Origin of the sequence: Intrasporangium sp., from assembly GCF_035280925.1 — a bacterium.
Taxonomy (GTDB): domain Bacteria; phylum Actinomycetota; class Actinomycetes; order Actinomycetales; family Dermatophilaceae; genus Intrasporangium.
The window spans coordinates 1-15,297 of the sequence record NZ_DATEEY010000127.1 but is presented as its reverse complement, the minus strand read 5'-3'; the positions used below and the strand labels follow the sequence as shown (position 1 = coordinate 15,297).

The following is a 15,297-nucleotide window of genomic DNA, read 5'->3' as shown; positions in this document are numbered from 1 at the left end:
CCCCTGGGCATAAGCCACCTCGTCCGAGATCCGGCTGAAGAGCTCGTCCTTGCAGAAGAAGCAGCGGTCCGGACCGTTCGCACGGTACATCGCGTGGTCACCCTCGTGACGAGCTGCACGGCGCCCGGGAGGTGGCGGCGGCGATCGGTGCGCCCGTCGTCGAGGTGGCGACCCACGAGGCCGACCGGGTGCTCGCGGTGATCTGCGTCTCCCCGAGCCTGGCCCCGAGCGCACGGACGGCGAGCGCGAGGAGGAGGCCTGAGACCTCGCCCCGGTGAAGGCCACGCCTGGGCCCCGACCGAGGCCAGCGGCATACGATCACGGAGTTGCCCCGCAATGGCGTCGGCCGACGGTGCGAGCTCGGGTGGGAGCGGAGCGTGCACACGGGGCGATATCAGGGACAGGGCGCACTCTCACCCAAGAGCAGAGGCACCGCTCAGATCTCGACCTCCGACCGATCAGCCGACCACAGCGTGTGGAAGGTGCCCTCGCGGTCGACTCGGCGGTAGGTGTGCGCGCCGAAGTTGTCGCGCAGCCCTTGGACGAGCGCGGCCGGCAGCCGCTCGGCGCGGATGGTGTCGTAGTAGGCGAGGGCGCTGGAGAAGCCGGGCACCGGCACCCCGGCAGTCGTCGCGCTGGCGACGACTCGACGCCAGGAGTCCTGGCGGTCGGCCAGGCTGCGCTCGATGCTCGGGGCCACGAGGAGGGTGGCGAGTCGCCCGGCGGCGTACTCGTCGCTGATCTGCTTGAGCAGCCGTGCGCGGATGATGCACCCGCCGCGCCAGATCCGGGCGACCGTCGCGATGTCGACGTCCCAGCCGTAGTTCGCGCTCGCCGTGCGGATCTGCTCGAGGCCCTGCGCGTAGGCGATCACCTTGGAGGACCACAGGGCGTCGCGGACGTCGTCGACGAGCTGCCGTCTGTCCGGCGCCTCGGCCGGCCACGTGCGGTCGGGGCCACTGAGGACGCCGCGCGCGGCCTGGCGCACCGACCGGTCCCCTGACGCCGACCGCGCGAAGACCGCTTCGGCGATCGCCGACACCGGCACGCCGAGCTCGAGGGCGGATTGCACGGTCCAGCGGCCGGTGCCCTTCTGCTCGGCCTCGTCGACGATGAGCTCGACGAGGGGCCGCCCCGTCGGCGCGTCGACCTGGTCGAGGACCTCGGCCGTGATCTCGACGAGGAAGGAGTCGAGCTCTCCGGTGTTCCACTCGCGGAAGACGTCGCCCACCTCGCTGGCCGTGAGGCCCGACGCCGACAGCACGTCGTAGGCCTCGGCGATGAACTGCATGTCGGCGTACTCGATGCCGTTGTGGACCATCTTGACGAAGTGGCCGGCGCCGTCGGGACCCATGTGGGCGCAGCACGGCTCGCCGTCCACCTTGGCCGCGATCGACTCGAGGATCGGCCCGAGCGCCTCGTACGACTCCGTCGAGCCCCCCGGCATGATCGACGGCCCCTCGAGGGCGCCGACCTCGCCGCCCGAAATGCCCGCGCCGACGAAGTGGAGGCCGACCTCGCGCAGGGCCGCCTCGCGACGCCGCGTGTCCTCGAAGTGGGCGTTGCCGCCGTCGACGACGATGTCGCCCTCCTCGAGCAGTGGGCTGAGCTGGTCGATGACGGCGTCGGTGCCCGCGCCGGCCTGGACCATGATGATGATCCGGCGGGGCCGCATGAGGGAGGCGACGAACTCCTCGAGGGCCTCCGCCCCGACGAACGTGCCGTCCGCGCGATGGGACTCGAGGTGAGCGAGGGTGCGCGCATGCGTCCGGTTGAACACCGCGACCGTGTGCCCGTGACGCGCGAGGTTGCGGGCGAGGTTGCTGCCCATGACGGCCAGGCCGATGACACCGATGTTCGCTGTGGCTGAGTCGCTCACTCTTGCTCCTTCGGGGGAAAGGTCTCGGAGGTGGATGAAGCCGCCTGCCGCTGAGCCGGCCGGTCGTGCATCGTCGCCTTGCGCCGGCGCGGACTGTGCACCCCCGGCGCGTGGTTCATCTCGAGGTACTGGACCTGGTACTCCTCGCTCCATGGCTGTGGGCGCGTGGTTGCCGGGGAGCGTGTCGGCGGCGTGCTCGCTGATGATGATCGGCTTGCCTTTGGTCGCCCATCCGGAGAGCTCCTCGGTCCACGCACGCTCGGCACCGGCCAGGTCGCCGGTGTTGACGTACCAACCGTAGTAGCGGTTGAGCATCATCACGTCGGCGAACTGCGAGACCCGGCACGTGCCGTGCGGCGCCAGCATGACGTTGACGAAGCCGACCGGCGACGCTGTTGGCTCGACCAGGGTCTGGGAGGTGCCGGCTCACCGTCGTAGGTCCCGGAACCGCGCAGATGCGTCGAGTGCGCGAGCGGTGCCCAGTGCACGTGCGTGACGCGGTCCCACTGCTTCACGAAGTAGTCGCGGCAGTGGTACCCGATCTCGATGATCTCCGGATGGCTGGTCGAGATCTCGGTGATGCGCGGCGCATAGGGGATCACCTCGCCACCGACGCACCAGGCGCGGGGCCACCACGGAACTGCTGCGGCCTCAGCTGGGGGGCAACGCTTCGCCGCGTCGCTCGTGCACGCGGGAACGCCAGGCCAGCAAGACGGCGGCGAGTGCTGCAGAGAGCAGCGAGGCGATCAGGACCCCTGACTTGCCGACCTCCTCCGACCTGCCGTCGAAGGTCAACTCGTTGATGAGCAGCGAGACGGTGAAGCCGATGCCGGCGGTGCACGACACGGCGAGCAGGTCGCTCCACGCTCCTCGAGCGTCGGGATGTAGTCGTAGGAGCCGAGCGCCCAGGAGGGTCGCCGAGACGATGCCGATCGGCTTGCCGAGAACGAGGCCGAGAATGATGCCGAGGGCGATCGGGCTGCCGAAGGCATCGCGCAGGATGCCCGCGTCCACCGGCATGCCGACCGCGAAGAAGGCGAAGACGGGCACGGCAAACGCTGCGGTGAAGGGTCGCCAGACGTGCTCGTACCGCTCTGCGGCTGACTCGCTCTCATCGTCGCGAGGGACCGCGGGCACGGTGAAGGCAAGGGCGGCTCCGGTGATCGTCGCGTGGATCCCCGATGAGTGCACCGCCCACCATGCCAGCGCCCCCAGGATGAACAGCAGCGCGGGGCTGGCCCGGCGCCGCACCAGCCAGCCGAAGGCGGCGATGCACGCCAGGCCGGCGAGCAGCCAGAGCACGTTGAACCCGTGGGCGAAGACCGCGGCGATGATGATGATCCCGCCGAAGTCGTCGGCGACCGCGAGCGTGAGCAGGAACGCGCGCAACGAGGTCGGGAGCCGACGGCCGAACGCGGAGATGACCGCCACGGCGAACGCGATATCGGTCGCTGTCGGCACTGCCCAACCACCCGGTTCGCCGTCAGCCACGGTGTTGACGAGAAGGTAGATCGCCGCTGGCGCAGCCATCCCGCCGAGCGCCGCGATGACGGGCAGCGCCGCGCGTCGGGGACTGCTCAGCTCGCCGACGACGAACTCACGCTTGAGCTCGAGGCCGACGACGAAGAAGAAGAAGGCGAGCAGCCCGTCCGTCGCCCAGGTCGCGATGGTGAGGTCGAGGCCGAGCCGGGCCGGGCCCACCCGTGTGTCCGAGATTTCCTGGTAGGTCGACGCCCATGGGGAGCTGGCCCAGATGAGCGCGATGACGCTGGCGACGAGCAGGAGCAGGGCACCGACGTTCTCGGCCCGAAGCGTGTCGAGGAAGTTGCGTTCGCCGCCCTTCGTCAGCGGCCCGAAGAGCGTCCGGCCGTTGTCGTGCCCGTTCTCGTTGTCGTTCCCGTTGTCGTTCCCGTTGTCGTTGTCGTTCTCGCTGTGGCTCGCGTTGTCGTCGCCTGCAGCGTCGGGAACGGGTCGTTGATCTGGCATCGCCGATCACCCCTCCACGTGGTCGAGGTAGGCGGTCCCCCGTGGGGACAGCTCGTATCCCACGTCGTGGCTGATCGTCAGACCGAGGGACTTGAGCTTGCGGATGTCCGCCTTCATCGGCAGCAGCTCCACCCCTCGCAGGGCTGCCAGCTCCTTGGAGACGACGCGCGGGTTGTCGCGGATCCACGCGAGGATCTCGCGGGTCCATGGCCCGGTCGGCCGGGCGTCGAGCCGAGCCAGGCGGTGCCCGATCTCCGCCAGCTCCGTGGAATCCGGGATCCGCTCGCGCAGGGCGGTCCGCGGGTCCTCCCGGGCCCAGGTCACGTGGATCCGGTAGACGTTCTCGCCGCCTCTGCTGCCTCGGGCGCTCGGCTTGCGGTTCCTCGGGGCGAGCGCCTTGCGCAGGGCCGCGGCGTCCTTCATGCCGGCGGCCCGGGCCGCCCGGTCGGAGATCCGGTCCAGGTCCTTGACCTGCACGACCCGGGTGAAGGTGACCACGCCGGCCGACGTCAGCTGCGTGCCGCCGGCCCTGATCCGTGGGGCATCCCAGCGGCGGTACAGCGTCCTCACGCGACCGTCCCTGATTCCCTCGGCGATCGGCTTGGAGATCAACACACGGTCATGGTGCCAGAGTGGCTCTCGTCGCCGGCTCTACGCCTATGAGGCGCCCACGGAGTCGAACACCTCACGAGTCCAGATCCGCCGCACGTGCGTGGTGCCGGGATGGCCGCCGGCGAAGCCCACCCGCACCTCGTAGCCGGCGGCATTCGCGTCGGTCAGGCGCACCGCCCATTGCGCGTTCGCGTGCTCCTCTGCGGTGACCGAGAGCCCCGCAGCGCCAGCGTCCGGAGACGCCTCGGCGACGCGCCGCCGAGCCAGTTCCAGCGCCTCGTCACGTCCGAGCTCGGTGGTCGGCGCCGAGGGGAACTCGTCGATGACGGACCGGAAGGCGGCCGCAACCGCGGCCTCCACGGCCTGGTGCTGCACGTTCCGCTCGGTGGGATCCGTCTCGTCCACCCTGAGGGTCGGCCTCGGCAGCGACACGTCGACGTCGAGCGCGCTCGCCGAGCGGGCCCCGAGTCGGTGCTCGCGGCCGATGCGCACGATGCAGCCCTCCGGTGTGTCCATCAGCTCGACGACCTGCGAGAGCGCGGACAGGTAGGTCGCGTCGTCGTGGGCCGGTGCCGGGTCGACGAGCTCGAGATCGAGGAGGTACACCTCTTCCGCGACGTCCGGCCCCTCGAGCGTGACCCTGACGCGGACCGCATCGACGAGCGTGAGGTCGCGAAGCGGTGTGCGGACCATGGCATCAGCGTCGTCTCCGGGGGCTCAGCGGTCAACGCCGGGATCGTGCGGCGGCACCCTCGTGCGCATCGCGGGAGGCGTCGCGCCACGTACGGTGGGCCGATGATCAGCGTCGACCTGGCCCGCCGGCTCATGGCGGAGGGCGTGCTCTGGCAGCCCGAGCCGGGCGACCGTTTCATGATCGACCAGCCGACCCTGCTCGACGACGTGTTCTGGATCAGCGAGCTGACCATCGATGTGCACACCTACCAGGGGCAGCCGATTCTCGGCTTCAACGGCACGACGGAGTGGGCGCTGGACTCGGTGACCCTCGACAAGGCGATCTGGCTGCCACGAGAGGACCAGCTGCGCGACCTCCTGGGGCATCGCTTCCTCGCGCTGACCCCCCGCGAACGTGGCTGGTGCGTCACCATCGCGACTCCTGACGGTGACCGGCTGTTCTCGGCGGAGGACGCCGAGGACGCCTACGCCCTCGCCCTGCTCAGCTTCACCTGAGCCACCCGCATCACGACGAAGGGCTCGCCGGGTGCCTGCTGCCCGGCGAGCCACACTCGTGCGGTCGCCTCTCATCGTCACGCGTGCCGCCGGGCGGGCCAAGGGACGAAGGTCCCGGCGCCTTCCGCCGGCTCAGCCGCTCGGGGGACGCACGTCGAGGACCACCTCGAACTCGAGCAGCTCCGCCGCCGTCGCGACGGGTGCGCCGTGCTCGCCCGAGTGAGCGGCTCGCGCGTCACCATCACGCCAGGCCGCATAGGACTCCTCGTCCTCCCACTGCGTGACGACGAAGTAGCGCTCGTCACCCTGGACCGGCCGCAGCAGCTGGAACCCGAGGAAGCCGGGCGACCGGTCGACGACCCCGGCACGCTGCGAGAAACGGCGCTCGAGCTCGGCGGCCGCCGCCGTGGGGACGGAGATGGCGTTGATCTTCACGATGGACATGGGTCAACCGTATGCGGCTGGGCCGGGTGAGCAGCTGGCCCTTGCCGAGCTGGGTCCTGCTGCTGGGTCCTGCTGCTGGGTCCTGCTGCTAGCCCTCCTGGGCCGGGTCGCGCGACCATCGTCGAGGGACATCGCGGAGCTGATCCGGAGAACGACCCCCTCGTCCCTGTGTCGGATGACATCGAGCAAGGAGGACTGGACATGGGCTTCGTCGTGCGGGTGCTCCGATGAGCACCGTCGAGTCCGCTCCGCCCGCCGCCCCCGGGATCGCCCGATTCCTGCCGATCGTCGGCTGGCTCCGCGACTATGACCGGAGCTGGCTTCGGGCTGACGTGATCGCCGGCGTGACCGTGGCGGCGCTCATCGTGCCGAAGAACCTGGGATATGCGGGTATTGCGGGTGTCCCGCTCCAGAACGGCCTGTACGCCGCCGCCGCAGGCGCGATCCTCTACGCCATCTTCGGCACCTGTCGACAGATCTCGATGGGGCCGAGTTCCGGCTTGGCCGCGGTGGCGGCCAGCGCGGTGGCGACCGCGGGACTCACCGCGCCGGGCGACGTCGCGACGTTCGTGGCGGGGATCACCCTGATCTCCGGGCTCCTCTTCCTCCTGCTCGCGATCCTGCGGATGGGCTGGATCTCCCAGTTCCTGTCCCGGGCCGTGGTCACCGGGTTCCTCTTCGGCGCGGCGATCGATGTTGTCATCGGGGAGCTCGCAAAGATCACCGGCACCGATACCTCCGGCACGAACTCGTTCCAGGAGTTCCGTTCCTGGCTGGGTTCTCTCGGCGAGACGCACCTGCCGACGCTCGCCGTCGGGGTCGTGTCACTCGTCGTGGTCTTCGGCATCCGACACGTGGCACCGCGCGCCCCGGGAGCGCTGGTCCTCGTCATCGGAGGCCTCATCGGGTCGTACCTCTTCGACTTCGGCGACAAGGGTGTCGCTCTCGTCGGCGACGTCCCGAGCGGCCTTCCGTCTTTCGACGTCCCCAGCCCGTCGCTGCTCCTCGACCACGGCGGGACCGCGGTCGTCGCCGCCGTCGCGCTGATGCTGATCGGCTTCTCGCAGACCGCTGGCGACGCGCGCGCCTTCGCGGCCAAGCACCGCTACCAGATCGACGTGGACCAGGAGTCGGTGGCTCAGGCCGCGGCCAACATCGGTTCGGGGGTGGTGCACGGTATGCCCGTCTCGACGAGTCTGTCGGCCAGCTCCCTCAACGACCGTGCGGGGGCCAAGACCGGGCTGGCGTCGATCACCAGCGGCGTCACCGTGCTGTTGGCGCTGCTGTTCCTGGCGCCGCTCTTTTCGCAGCTGCCCAAGCCGGTCCTCGGCGCGCTGATCATCGAGGCCGTCGTCATGGGGATGATGAATCTTCCCGAGATGCGCCGGATGTACCGGGTCAAGCGGTTCGACTTCTGGGTCGCGATCGTTGCCATTCTCGGCACCTTGGCCCTCGGTGTGCTCGCGGGCGTCATCTTGGGGATCGGCCTGTCGCTGTTGTGGCTCATCGCCGTCGCCACGCACCCGCAGATGCCGACTCTGGGACGGGAGCCCGGTACCCAGGTGTTCCGGGACGTCATCGAGAACCCGGACGACGAGCAGATCCCGGGCGTAGCCGTCGTCCGGCTCGACGGCGGCCTCTTCTTCGCAACCGCGGATGCCCTGGAGGACCGGATCCGCACCGTGATCCAGTCCGAGGGCCCCCGCTGCGTGGTGCTCGACTGCGAAGGCATCAACTTCCTCGATTCGCAGGGCTCGGCGACCATTGACGACCTCCTGGTGCTCTGCCGTCAGGCGGACGTCACCCTCCGGCTCGCCCGGGTCAAGCCGGGTGTCCGCGCGGTGCTTGACCGGGAAGGGGTGACCGAGCGTCTCGGTGTCGACCACATCCACGGCAACGTGCACCGTGCGGTCGAGGCGCAGCTCGACGGCTGAGCTGCTGAGACGGCTCCCGGTGGGCTCGTCCGTTGGCGACCCCGCGCGCGCAACCGGTTCGATCTGTGCGGCGCGTCGCGAGCGTTCGTCGTCGTCGCGAGGAGCGCTCGCGGTCACCTGCGCGTCCACACCGCAGAGACCCGGCATGTCGGCGCGTGTGACCACGGACGCCCCATGTCGACGTGAAGGTTGCTGCGCGAGGAGCACTGGTGCACGCGGGCTGCATGCCAGAGACCTCTGATCCACGTTTCCGCAGTTCAGAGGCCCTTTTCGTGGGTGCCCCCGGCAGGATTCGAACCTGCGCTCCCGCCTCCGGAGGGCGGTGCTCTATCCCCTGAGCTACGGGGGCGGTCGTGCACTTTCGTGCGCCACGTGAGGTTAGCAGCACCGAGGCCGGATCGCGGAATGCAGCCGCCACCACGCACGTGCCGCTGGGGCGGGCGGGAGGAGCGGAACGGCAGGTGGTCCCGGAGGAGCTCAGCGGCATACGGCATGGTGTCTCTGATGTGGTCAATAGACTCGCGGGATGACTCCCGAGGCGCTGCGCCGGCTGCTCGAGCAGGTCGCCGCCACTGCCGCGCGCGTCGGCGAGCTGCCCGACGAGGCGGAGGCCGGGCCGCCGGCGGGACCGATCTTCCGGCCCGTCGACGGACGCACGGCCGGCGTCGTGGCGGACTGGGTGACACCCGTTGCGCAGCGGTGGGCGCCGGAGCTCGACCTCGAGCCACTCGAGCTCGGCCGGGTCCTCGCCAAACGCCTCGTCGACCACGACTCCATCGCTGCCGTCGAGGTGGCGCCCTCGGGGCTGCTCTCCCTCACCCTCGCCAACGCTGACCGCTCCGCCATCATCGACGAGGTGCTCGAGCACGAGGCGACCTACGGGCTGCCGCCCGGTCAGCGCGTCCCGGTCGTCGGCCTCGACGGTCATCGTGCGGACCTGCCGGCCTGGCTCGGCAGCGACCCGGCCCTCCGCCCCGCCCAGCTGGCCCACGCCAGGCTCCACCGCCTCATTCGCAACGCTCGTGCGGCCGGAGTCGCGATCCGCCCGTCCGACCGCCGCGAAGACCTGGGTCACGTCGCCGAGCGGCTGCTGCTCGTGGCGCTGGCGGACTTCCCACAGCGGGTGGACCGGCATGCAGGAGACCGGGCGCAGCACGTCCGGGCCGTCGGCGACCTCGCCGCCAGGGCCGATGCCTGGGACCAGCCGATCCGCCCGATGAGCGTCGACGAGCGCGTGACCGGGATCCACGGGGCACGACTGGCCCTCGCCGCCGCGGCTGCCATCGTCTTGCGCAATGGACTCACGCGTCTCGGTGCCCCGGCCCCCGAGAGGATGTAGAGATGCGCGCACATGAAGCCGGCGCCCTCCATGCCGAGGGCTACCGCGGGCCGACGTGGCTCGAACCACCCGGTGACGTCAACGCGCTCGTCCCGTCCCTCTGGGCCTCGTCCGTGGGTCGGGGCGCCAGCGGAGTCCTCACGGTCGGCGGGGTGAGCGTCGTCGAGCTGGCGCGCGATTTCGGCACGCCCGCCTACGTGCTCGACGAGGACGACTTCCGTTCTCGCGCGCGTGAGTTCAAGCAGGCGTACGCAGAGGTGTTCGACGACCTGTGCGGCGGCGCCGACGTCTTCTACGCCGGCAAGGCCTTCCTGTGCACCGAGGTCGCCCGGTGGATCCGCGACGACGGCCTGTTCCTCGACGTGTGCACCGGCGGGGAGCTCGCCGTCGCCATGCGCGCCGGCGTGCCGGGATCGAGCATCGGGATGCACGGCAACAACAAGAGCGTCGCCGAGATCCGCACCGCCTTGGCGTACGGCGTCTCGCGCATCATCGTCGACTCGTTCGAGGAGATCGAGCGCGTCTCCGCGGTGGCCGCTGAGCTGGGGGTCGTTGCGCCAGTGCTCGTCCGGGTCACGGTGGGCGTCGAGGCGCACACCCACGAGTTCATCGCGACCGCCCACGAGGACCAGAAGTTCGGTTTCTCCCTCGCTGGGGGCCAGGCGATGGAGGCGGTCCGACGGGTCCTCGCCCGTCCGCAGACCCTCCAGCTGCTCGGGCTGCACAGTCACATCGGGTCGCAGATCTTCGACACGTCCGGGTTCGAGGTGTCCGCCCGTCGGGTGCTCGGCCTGCACACGTATGTGGCGCGCGAGCTCGGCGTCGAGCTGCCCGAGCTCGACCTCGGCGGTGGCTTCGGGATCGCCTACACCACCGAGCACGACCCCCAGCCCCCGAAGGCCCTCGCTGCGGGCATGGCGGAGATCGTGGAGCGCGAGTGCCGGGCCGACGGCGTGGCCATTCCGCGCATCTCGGTCGAGCCCGGACGGGCGATCGCCGGACCGAGCACCTTCACCCTCTACGAGGTGGGCACGGTGAAGCCGGTCGAGCTCGACGGGGGCGCAAGCCGGCTCTACGTGTCGGTCGACGGCGGGATGAGCGACAACATCCGGACCGCGCTCTACGCGGCGGACTACTCGTGCACCGTGGCCAACCGCCGGTCCGACGCTGCACCGGTCCTTGGTCGGGTCGTCGGCAAGCACTGCGAGAGCGGTGACATCGTCGTCATGGACGAGTTCCTCCCCGACGACATCGGACCGGGAGACCTCGTCGGGGTTCCCGGCACCGGTGCCTACTGCCGCTCGCTGTCGAGCCAGTACAACCACACGCCCCGGCCCCCCGTCATCGCCGTGCGGGACGGAGCCGCCCGGGTCATCGTGCGCCGGGAGACGATCGACGACCTGCTGGCACTCGATGTCTGAGCGGGGGACTGGGCTGGGGTCTGGGCTGAGGACTGGGCTGGTGTGGGTCACGGAGATCCTGCGTCACCCTGTCCGGATCGCGAAACGATGGACGTCCGGCGCGGGCCCCAACGGGAGGATTCGCACGTGGACCGTGATGTGAGCGCCAGCAAGCCCCTCCGCATCGCCCTCCTCGGAGCCGGTGTCGTCGGTGGTGCGGTCGCCCGTCACCTGACGGAGCGCGCCGGCGACATGGCGGCCCGGGTCGGCGCACCCCTCGAGCTGGTCGGCATCGGGGTGCGCCGAGCCGGACGGGACCGCTCCGGCCTCGGCGTCGACCCCTCGCTCGTCACGACGGACGCCCACGAGCTCGTGACGCGGGCCGACATCATCGTCGAGGTCATCGGAGGCATCGAGCCCGCGCGCTCGCTCATCCTGCGTGCGATGGAGCACGGTGCGTCCGTGGTGACGGCCAACAAGGCCCTCCTCGCCGAGGACGGACCCCGTCTCTACGCCGCGGCCGCGCAGCACCGGGTGGACCTCTACTACGAGGCCGCGGTCGCCGGCGCGATCCCACTCCTCCGGCCCCTGCGCGAGTCCCTGGCCGGTGACGACGTGCGCAAGGTGCTCGGCATCGTCAACGGCACCACCAACTACGTGCTCGACAAGATGGACACCACGGGGGCCGGGTTCGAGGACGCGGTCGAGCAGGCTCAGGCGCTCGGCTACGCGGAGGCTGACCCCACCGCCGATGTCGAAGGTTTCGATGCGGCCGCCAAGGCTGCGATCCTCGCCTCGCTCGCGTTCCACACTCGCGTCTCCGGCAGCGACGTCCATCGCGAGGGCATCACCGAGGTCACGCCGGCCGATGTGGCGGCGGCTCGTGAGATGGACTGCGTCGTCAAGCTGTTGTCCATCTGCGAACGGACCGACGCCGGGGTCTCCGTGCGGGTCCATCCCGCGATGATCCCTCGGTCGCATCCCCTGGCCGGGGTCCGCGACGCGTTCAACGCGGTGTTCGTCGAGGCAGACGCCGCTGGCCAGCTCATGTTCTACGGCCGGGGCGCCGGTGGCGACCCTACGGCCTCCGCCGTCCTCGGCGACCTGGTCGCCGTGGCCCGTCACCGGGTCGGTGGTGGCCTCGGTCCTGGTGAGTCGAGCTATGCCGACCTGCCGATCCTGTCGATGGGTGATGCGCAGACGCGCTACTACGTCAGCCTCGACGTCGCCGACCGCTCGGGCGTGCTCGCCAAGGTCGCGGCCGCCTTCGCAGACCACGCCGTGTCCATCGAGACGGTGCGCCAGCAGATGGTGCCGGGGGAGCGCGAGGGCGAGCAGCGCGACGGCGAACAGCGCAGCGGCGAGCATCGCAACGGCGACGAGCTGGCGGGCAACACCAACGCCCGCGCCAACCTCGTCATCGTCACTCACGCAGCCACGGATGCCGCGCTGTCCGCCACCGTCGAGAGCCTCCGCAACCTCGAGGTGGTCCGCGGCGTCAACTCGGTCATGCGGGTGGAGGGCTTCTGATGGCTCACCAGTGGCGCGGCGTGATCCGCGAGTACGCCGACCGGTTGCCCCTCCTCGAGGGCGCTCCCGTCGTCACGCTCCACGAGGGTGGGACGCCGCTCATCCACGCGGCCAAGCTGTCCGAGCGGGTGGGCGCCGAGGTCCACCTCAAGTACGAGGGGCTGAACCCGACCGGCTCGTTCAAGGACCGGGGCATGACGACGGCGATCTCGGTCGCTGCCCAGCACGGTGCCCGCGCCGTCATCTGCGCCAGCACCGGCAACACGAGCGCGTCGGCTGCGGCCTACGCCACCAAGGCGGGAATGACCTGCGGCGTCCTCGTCCCCGAGGGCAAGATCGCCATGGGCAAGCTGAGCCAGGCGATCGCCCACGGCGCCACCCTGCTCCAGGTCGACGGGAACTTCGACGACTGCCTCACCCTCGCCCGCAAGCTCGCCGAGGCCTATCCCGTCGAGCTGGTCAACTCCGTCAACCCCGCCCGCATCGAGGGTCAGAAGACCGCCGCCTTCGAGATCGTCGACGCGCTCGGCGACGCTCCGGACATCCACTGCCTGCCGGTCGGCAACGCGGGCAACATCACCGCCTACTGGAAGGGCTACCGCGAGTACTGCGCCGACCCCGGCGTGAGCGACCTCCCCGGGCCTGCGACGAAACTGCCGAGGATGTGGGGCTTCCAGGCTGCGGGCGCCGCACCGCTCGTGCTCGGCCACCCCGTCGACAACCCGGAGACGGTCGCGACCGCGATCCGCATCGGCAACCCCGCCTCCTGGGAGCAGGCCATCGCCGCGCGTGACGAGTCCGGCGGCCGGATCGAGGCGGTCACGGACGAGCAGATCCTCGAGGCGCACCGGTTCCTGTCCGCGGAGGAGGGCGTCTTCGTCGAGCCCGGCTCGGCCGCCTCCGTCGCGGGCCTCCTCGCGAGCCATGCCGCGGGCCTGGTGCCGACGGGGGCGCGCATCGTCTGCACCGTCACGGGCCACGGCCTGAAGGACCCGCAGTGGGCCCTGCGCACCCCCGACGGCTCCGAGGTGACCCCGATCCGGGTTCCCGTCGACGCGTACACCGCGGCGCGGGCTCTCGGGCTCGAGGGCTGACCATGCCCACCGCGGCGCGCTCCGTGCGGATCCGCGTCCCCGCGAGCGCCGCGAACCTCGGCCCCGGCTTCGACTCGATCGGCCTCGCGCTCGGCCTCTGGGACGAGTACGTCGCCACCGCCCTCGACACCCCGGGTCTCGAGGTGTCCGTGACCGGGGAGGGGGCCGCTGACGTGCCCACGGATGAGTCACACCTCGTCGTGCGGACCATGCGGCACACGTGGGACACGCTCGGCGCGGTCGCTCCCGTCGGCCTGCGGCTGCAGGCGTGCAACGGCGTGCCACACGGGCGCGGACTGGGGTCATCCGCCACCGCAATCGTCGCGGGCGTCGTTGCGGCACAATCTTTGTCGTATGCCGCTGAGCCGGCTCCCGGGGCCACCGTGCCCGTTGACCTCGGGGTGGCGACCCACATCGCGAGCGTGCTGGAGGGGCATCCGGACAACGCGTCCGCGAGCGTCTACGGCGGCCTGACGGTGAGCTGGATGCCGGACGGGTCGGGCGCCGATCTCGGGGCGGTCACAGTGACCGCGCGACCCGCGCTCCACCCGGACGTCGAGGTCGTCGTCTTCGTGCCGGACCAGCAGCTGGCAACCCGGCACGCCCGGTCGGTCCTGCCGGAGGCTGTGCCACTCAAGGACGCCGCCGCCAACAGCGGTCGGGCAGCGCTCCTCGTCCACGCCCTGACCGCGGAGCCCGCGCATCTGCACGCGGCTACGCGCGACTGGCTGCACCAGGAGGCCCGCCGGGAGGCGTATCCCGAGTCGATGCGCCTCGTCGACGCGCTCCGGGCCGAGGGACACGCTGCAGTTGTCTCCGGTGCCGGGCCCACCGTCCTCGTCCTGACGACAACGGCGCGATGGGCAGACGTCGTCGTCCCCTCGGAGCTGGGGCACTGGGACCGGCTGACCCCCGGCATCCCGGCCACCGGAGTCAGCGCCGCGGTCGTCCCCTGACCCCAGCCGCACCGCACCCGCCCCATCGAGCGCCTGCCCCTGCTGCCGGGGGCGGCAGCCGTCAGGCGGGTGTGTTGCGGTGCGGTGCGAGCAGGGGTCACGGCGATGCTAGAGTTGGGCCGCACCACGGCCGCATGGAAACGCAGGCTGGTGTACCACCCCCACATTGAGGCGCTCGCCTCTGGGCGCTGCGCGCCGACGTGGATCTCGATCAGCCAGTATCTCTGGCCCAGTCCGGCCTCTTGGGAATCTCCCGGGCCGCAAACGAGGGGGAAGGATCCTTCGTGTCAGAAACAACCACCCGTCCGGTGTCTGGTCTGTCCGCAATGAAGCTGGACGAGCTGAAGACCGTGGCGACCTCGATGGGCATCAAGGGCACGGCGAAGATGCGCAAGAGCGATCTCGTCGAGGCCATCAAGGCGCGGCAGTCCGGCGGAGCGCCGGCAGCCGAGAGCGCCCCATCGGCTCCGACTGCCCCAGCCCGCCCTTCTCGCCGGGCAGTGCGGCCTGCCGGCGCCGCCGAACCCACCTCTGGGACTGCAGCGGGCCCGACGGAGTCAGCCGCTCCGAGTGGCCGAGTCGACTCCGAGCGTGCCGAGCGGGCGGCTGCCGCCGTCGCAGCCGTGTCGTCGCACGGCGCCGATCAGGATCGCGGCCGGATCCAGACGGAGGGCGACCGCCGGGACACCTCCGCCCCGCCGGCCCGTGCGGAGCGCGGCCAGGCTCGTCACGAGGGGCGCCGCGGGGATGGGGCGGTCGACCGCGGCGAGGACCGTGGCGCGGCTCCTACCGAGGATGGGGCCGAGTCCCCGCGTTCGGACCGCGAGGGGCAGGACCGCGAGGGCGGCCGACGCCAGCGAGAGCGGCGGGACCGTCGCGATCGCCAGCAGGGCCAGCAGGACCGGCAGCCGGATCGACAGCAGGACCGGCAGCCG

At 71.0% G+C, this 15,297-nt stretch carries 13 protein-coding genes, 1 tRNA gene and 1 pseudogene; 8 read left to right on the top strand and 7 right to left on the bottom strand.

All coding sequences use genetic code 11. From position 1 onward, the window contains the following. Positions 1-436: 436 nt before the first annotated feature. The 4 genes from gndA to VJN29_RS12495 all read right to left on the bottom strand — a co-directional run bounded on the left by gndA (position 437) and on the right by VJN29_RS12495 (position 5,170). On the bottom strand, positions 437-2,032 hold the full coding sequence (gene gndA / locus VJN29_RS12510) for an NADP-dependent phosphogluconate dehydrogenase (RefSeq protein WP_414654355.1): 1,596 nt from the start codon (positions 2,030-2,032) through the stop codon (positions 437-439). Between the two features lie 498 nt (positions 2,033-2,530). Beyond that, positions 2,531-3,865, bottom strand: coding sequence for a Na+/H+ antiporter NhaA (gene nhaA / locus VJN29_RS12505; RefSeq protein ID WP_324143960.1), 1,335 nt, complete (start codon positions 3,863-3,865; stop codon positions 2,531-2,533). A gap of 6 nt (positions 3,866-3,871) precedes the next feature. Then, positions 3,872-4,480: an ASCH domain-containing protein gene (locus tag VJN29_RS12500; protein ID WP_324143959.1), complete on the bottom strand. Its 609-nt coding sequence runs from the start codon at positions 4,478-4,480 to the stop codon at positions 3,872-3,874. A gap of 42 nt (positions 4,481-4,522) precedes the next feature. Beyond that, entirely contained in the window at positions 4,523-5,170 is a 648-nt protein-coding gene (locus VJN29_RS12495; protein ID WP_324143958.1) for a hypothetical protein, read from the bottom strand. A gap of 102 nt (positions 5,171-5,272) precedes the next feature. Between VJN29_RS12495 and VJN29_RS12490 the strand changes: the two genes are divergently transcribed. Then, positions 5,273-5,665, top strand: a complete 393-nt coding sequence (locus VJN29_RS12490; RefSeq protein ID WP_324143957.1) for a hypothetical protein — start codon at positions 5,273-5,275, stop codon at positions 5,663-5,665. 132 nt (positions 5,666-5,797) lie between these two features. Here the strand turns inward: VJN29_RS12490 and VJN29_RS12485 are convergent, their stop codons facing one another. Further along, positions 5,798-6,109 (bottom strand): antibiotic biosynthesis monooxygenase, encoded by a 312-nt coding sequence (locus VJN29_RS12485; protein ID WP_324143956.1) that lies wholly within the window; start codon positions 6,107-6,109, stop codon positions 5,798-5,800. A gap of 227 nt (positions 6,110-6,336) precedes the next feature. On the opposite strand from VJN29_RS12485, the gene VJN29_RS12480 reads away from it, so the two are divergent. Then, positions 6,337-8,043, top strand: a complete 1,707-nt coding sequence (locus VJN29_RS12480) for a SulP family inorganic anion transporter (protein ID WP_324143955.1) — start codon at positions 6,337-6,339, stop codon at positions 8,041-8,043. 277 nt (positions 8,044-8,320) lie between these two features. On the opposite strand, the gene VJN29_RS12475 is transcribed toward VJN29_RS12480, so the two are convergent. Further along, positions 8,321-8,392, bottom strand: a tRNA-Arg gene (locus VJN29_RS12475). A gap of 177 nt (positions 8,393-8,569) precedes the next feature. Here VJN29_RS12475 and VJN29_RS12470 point away from each other — a divergent pair. From VJN29_RS12470 to VJN29_RS12445, 6 genes and pseudogenes are all read left to right on the top strand, one after another. Further along, positions 8,570-9,382 carry a DALR anticodon-binding domain-containing protein gene (locus VJN29_RS12470; protein ID WP_324143954.1) on the top strand — a complete coding sequence of 271 codons (813 nt, stop codon included), beginning with the start codon at positions 8,570-8,572 and terminating at the stop codon, positions 9,380-9,382. Between the two features lie 2 nt (positions 9,383-9,384). After that, positions 9,385-10,803: a diaminopimelate decarboxylase gene (lysA, locus tag VJN29_RS12465; protein WP_324143953.1), complete on the top strand. Its 1,419-nt coding sequence runs from the start codon at positions 9,385-9,387 to the stop codon at positions 10,801-10,803. 126 nt (positions 10,804-10,929) lie between these two features. Continuing rightward, a complete protein-coding gene (locus tag VJN29_RS12460) occupies positions 10,930-12,312 on the top strand; it encodes a homoserine dehydrogenase (protein ID WP_324143952.1) in 1,383 nt (460 codons plus the stop codon). After that, complete coding sequence (gene thrC / locus VJN29_RS12455) at positions 12,312-13,406, top strand: threonine synthase (protein ID WP_324143951.1); 1,095 nt, start codon at positions 12,312-12,314, stop codon at positions 13,404-13,406. The genes VJN29_RS12460 and thrC overlap by 1 nt, the downstream gene beginning before the upstream one ends. Positions 13,407-13,408: 2 nt before the next feature. Further along, a complete protein-coding gene (thrB, locus tag VJN29_RS12450; RefSeq protein ID WP_324143950.1) occupies positions 13,409-14,362 on the top strand; it encodes a homoserine kinase in 954 nt (317 codons plus the stop codon). Between the two features lie 326 nt (positions 14,363-14,688). Continuing rightward, positions 14,689-14,781 (top strand): annotated as a pseudogene (locus VJN29_RS12445) (Rho termination factor N-terminal domain-containing protein); the annotation flags it as partial. A 138-nt stretch (positions 14,782-14,919) separates the two neighbouring features. Here the strand turns inward: VJN29_RS12445 and VJN29_RS12440 are convergent. Next, a partial coding sequence (locus tag VJN29_RS12440) for a hypothetical protein (protein ID WP_324143962.1) occupies positions 14,920-15,297 on the bottom strand: 378 nt, incomplete at its 5' end.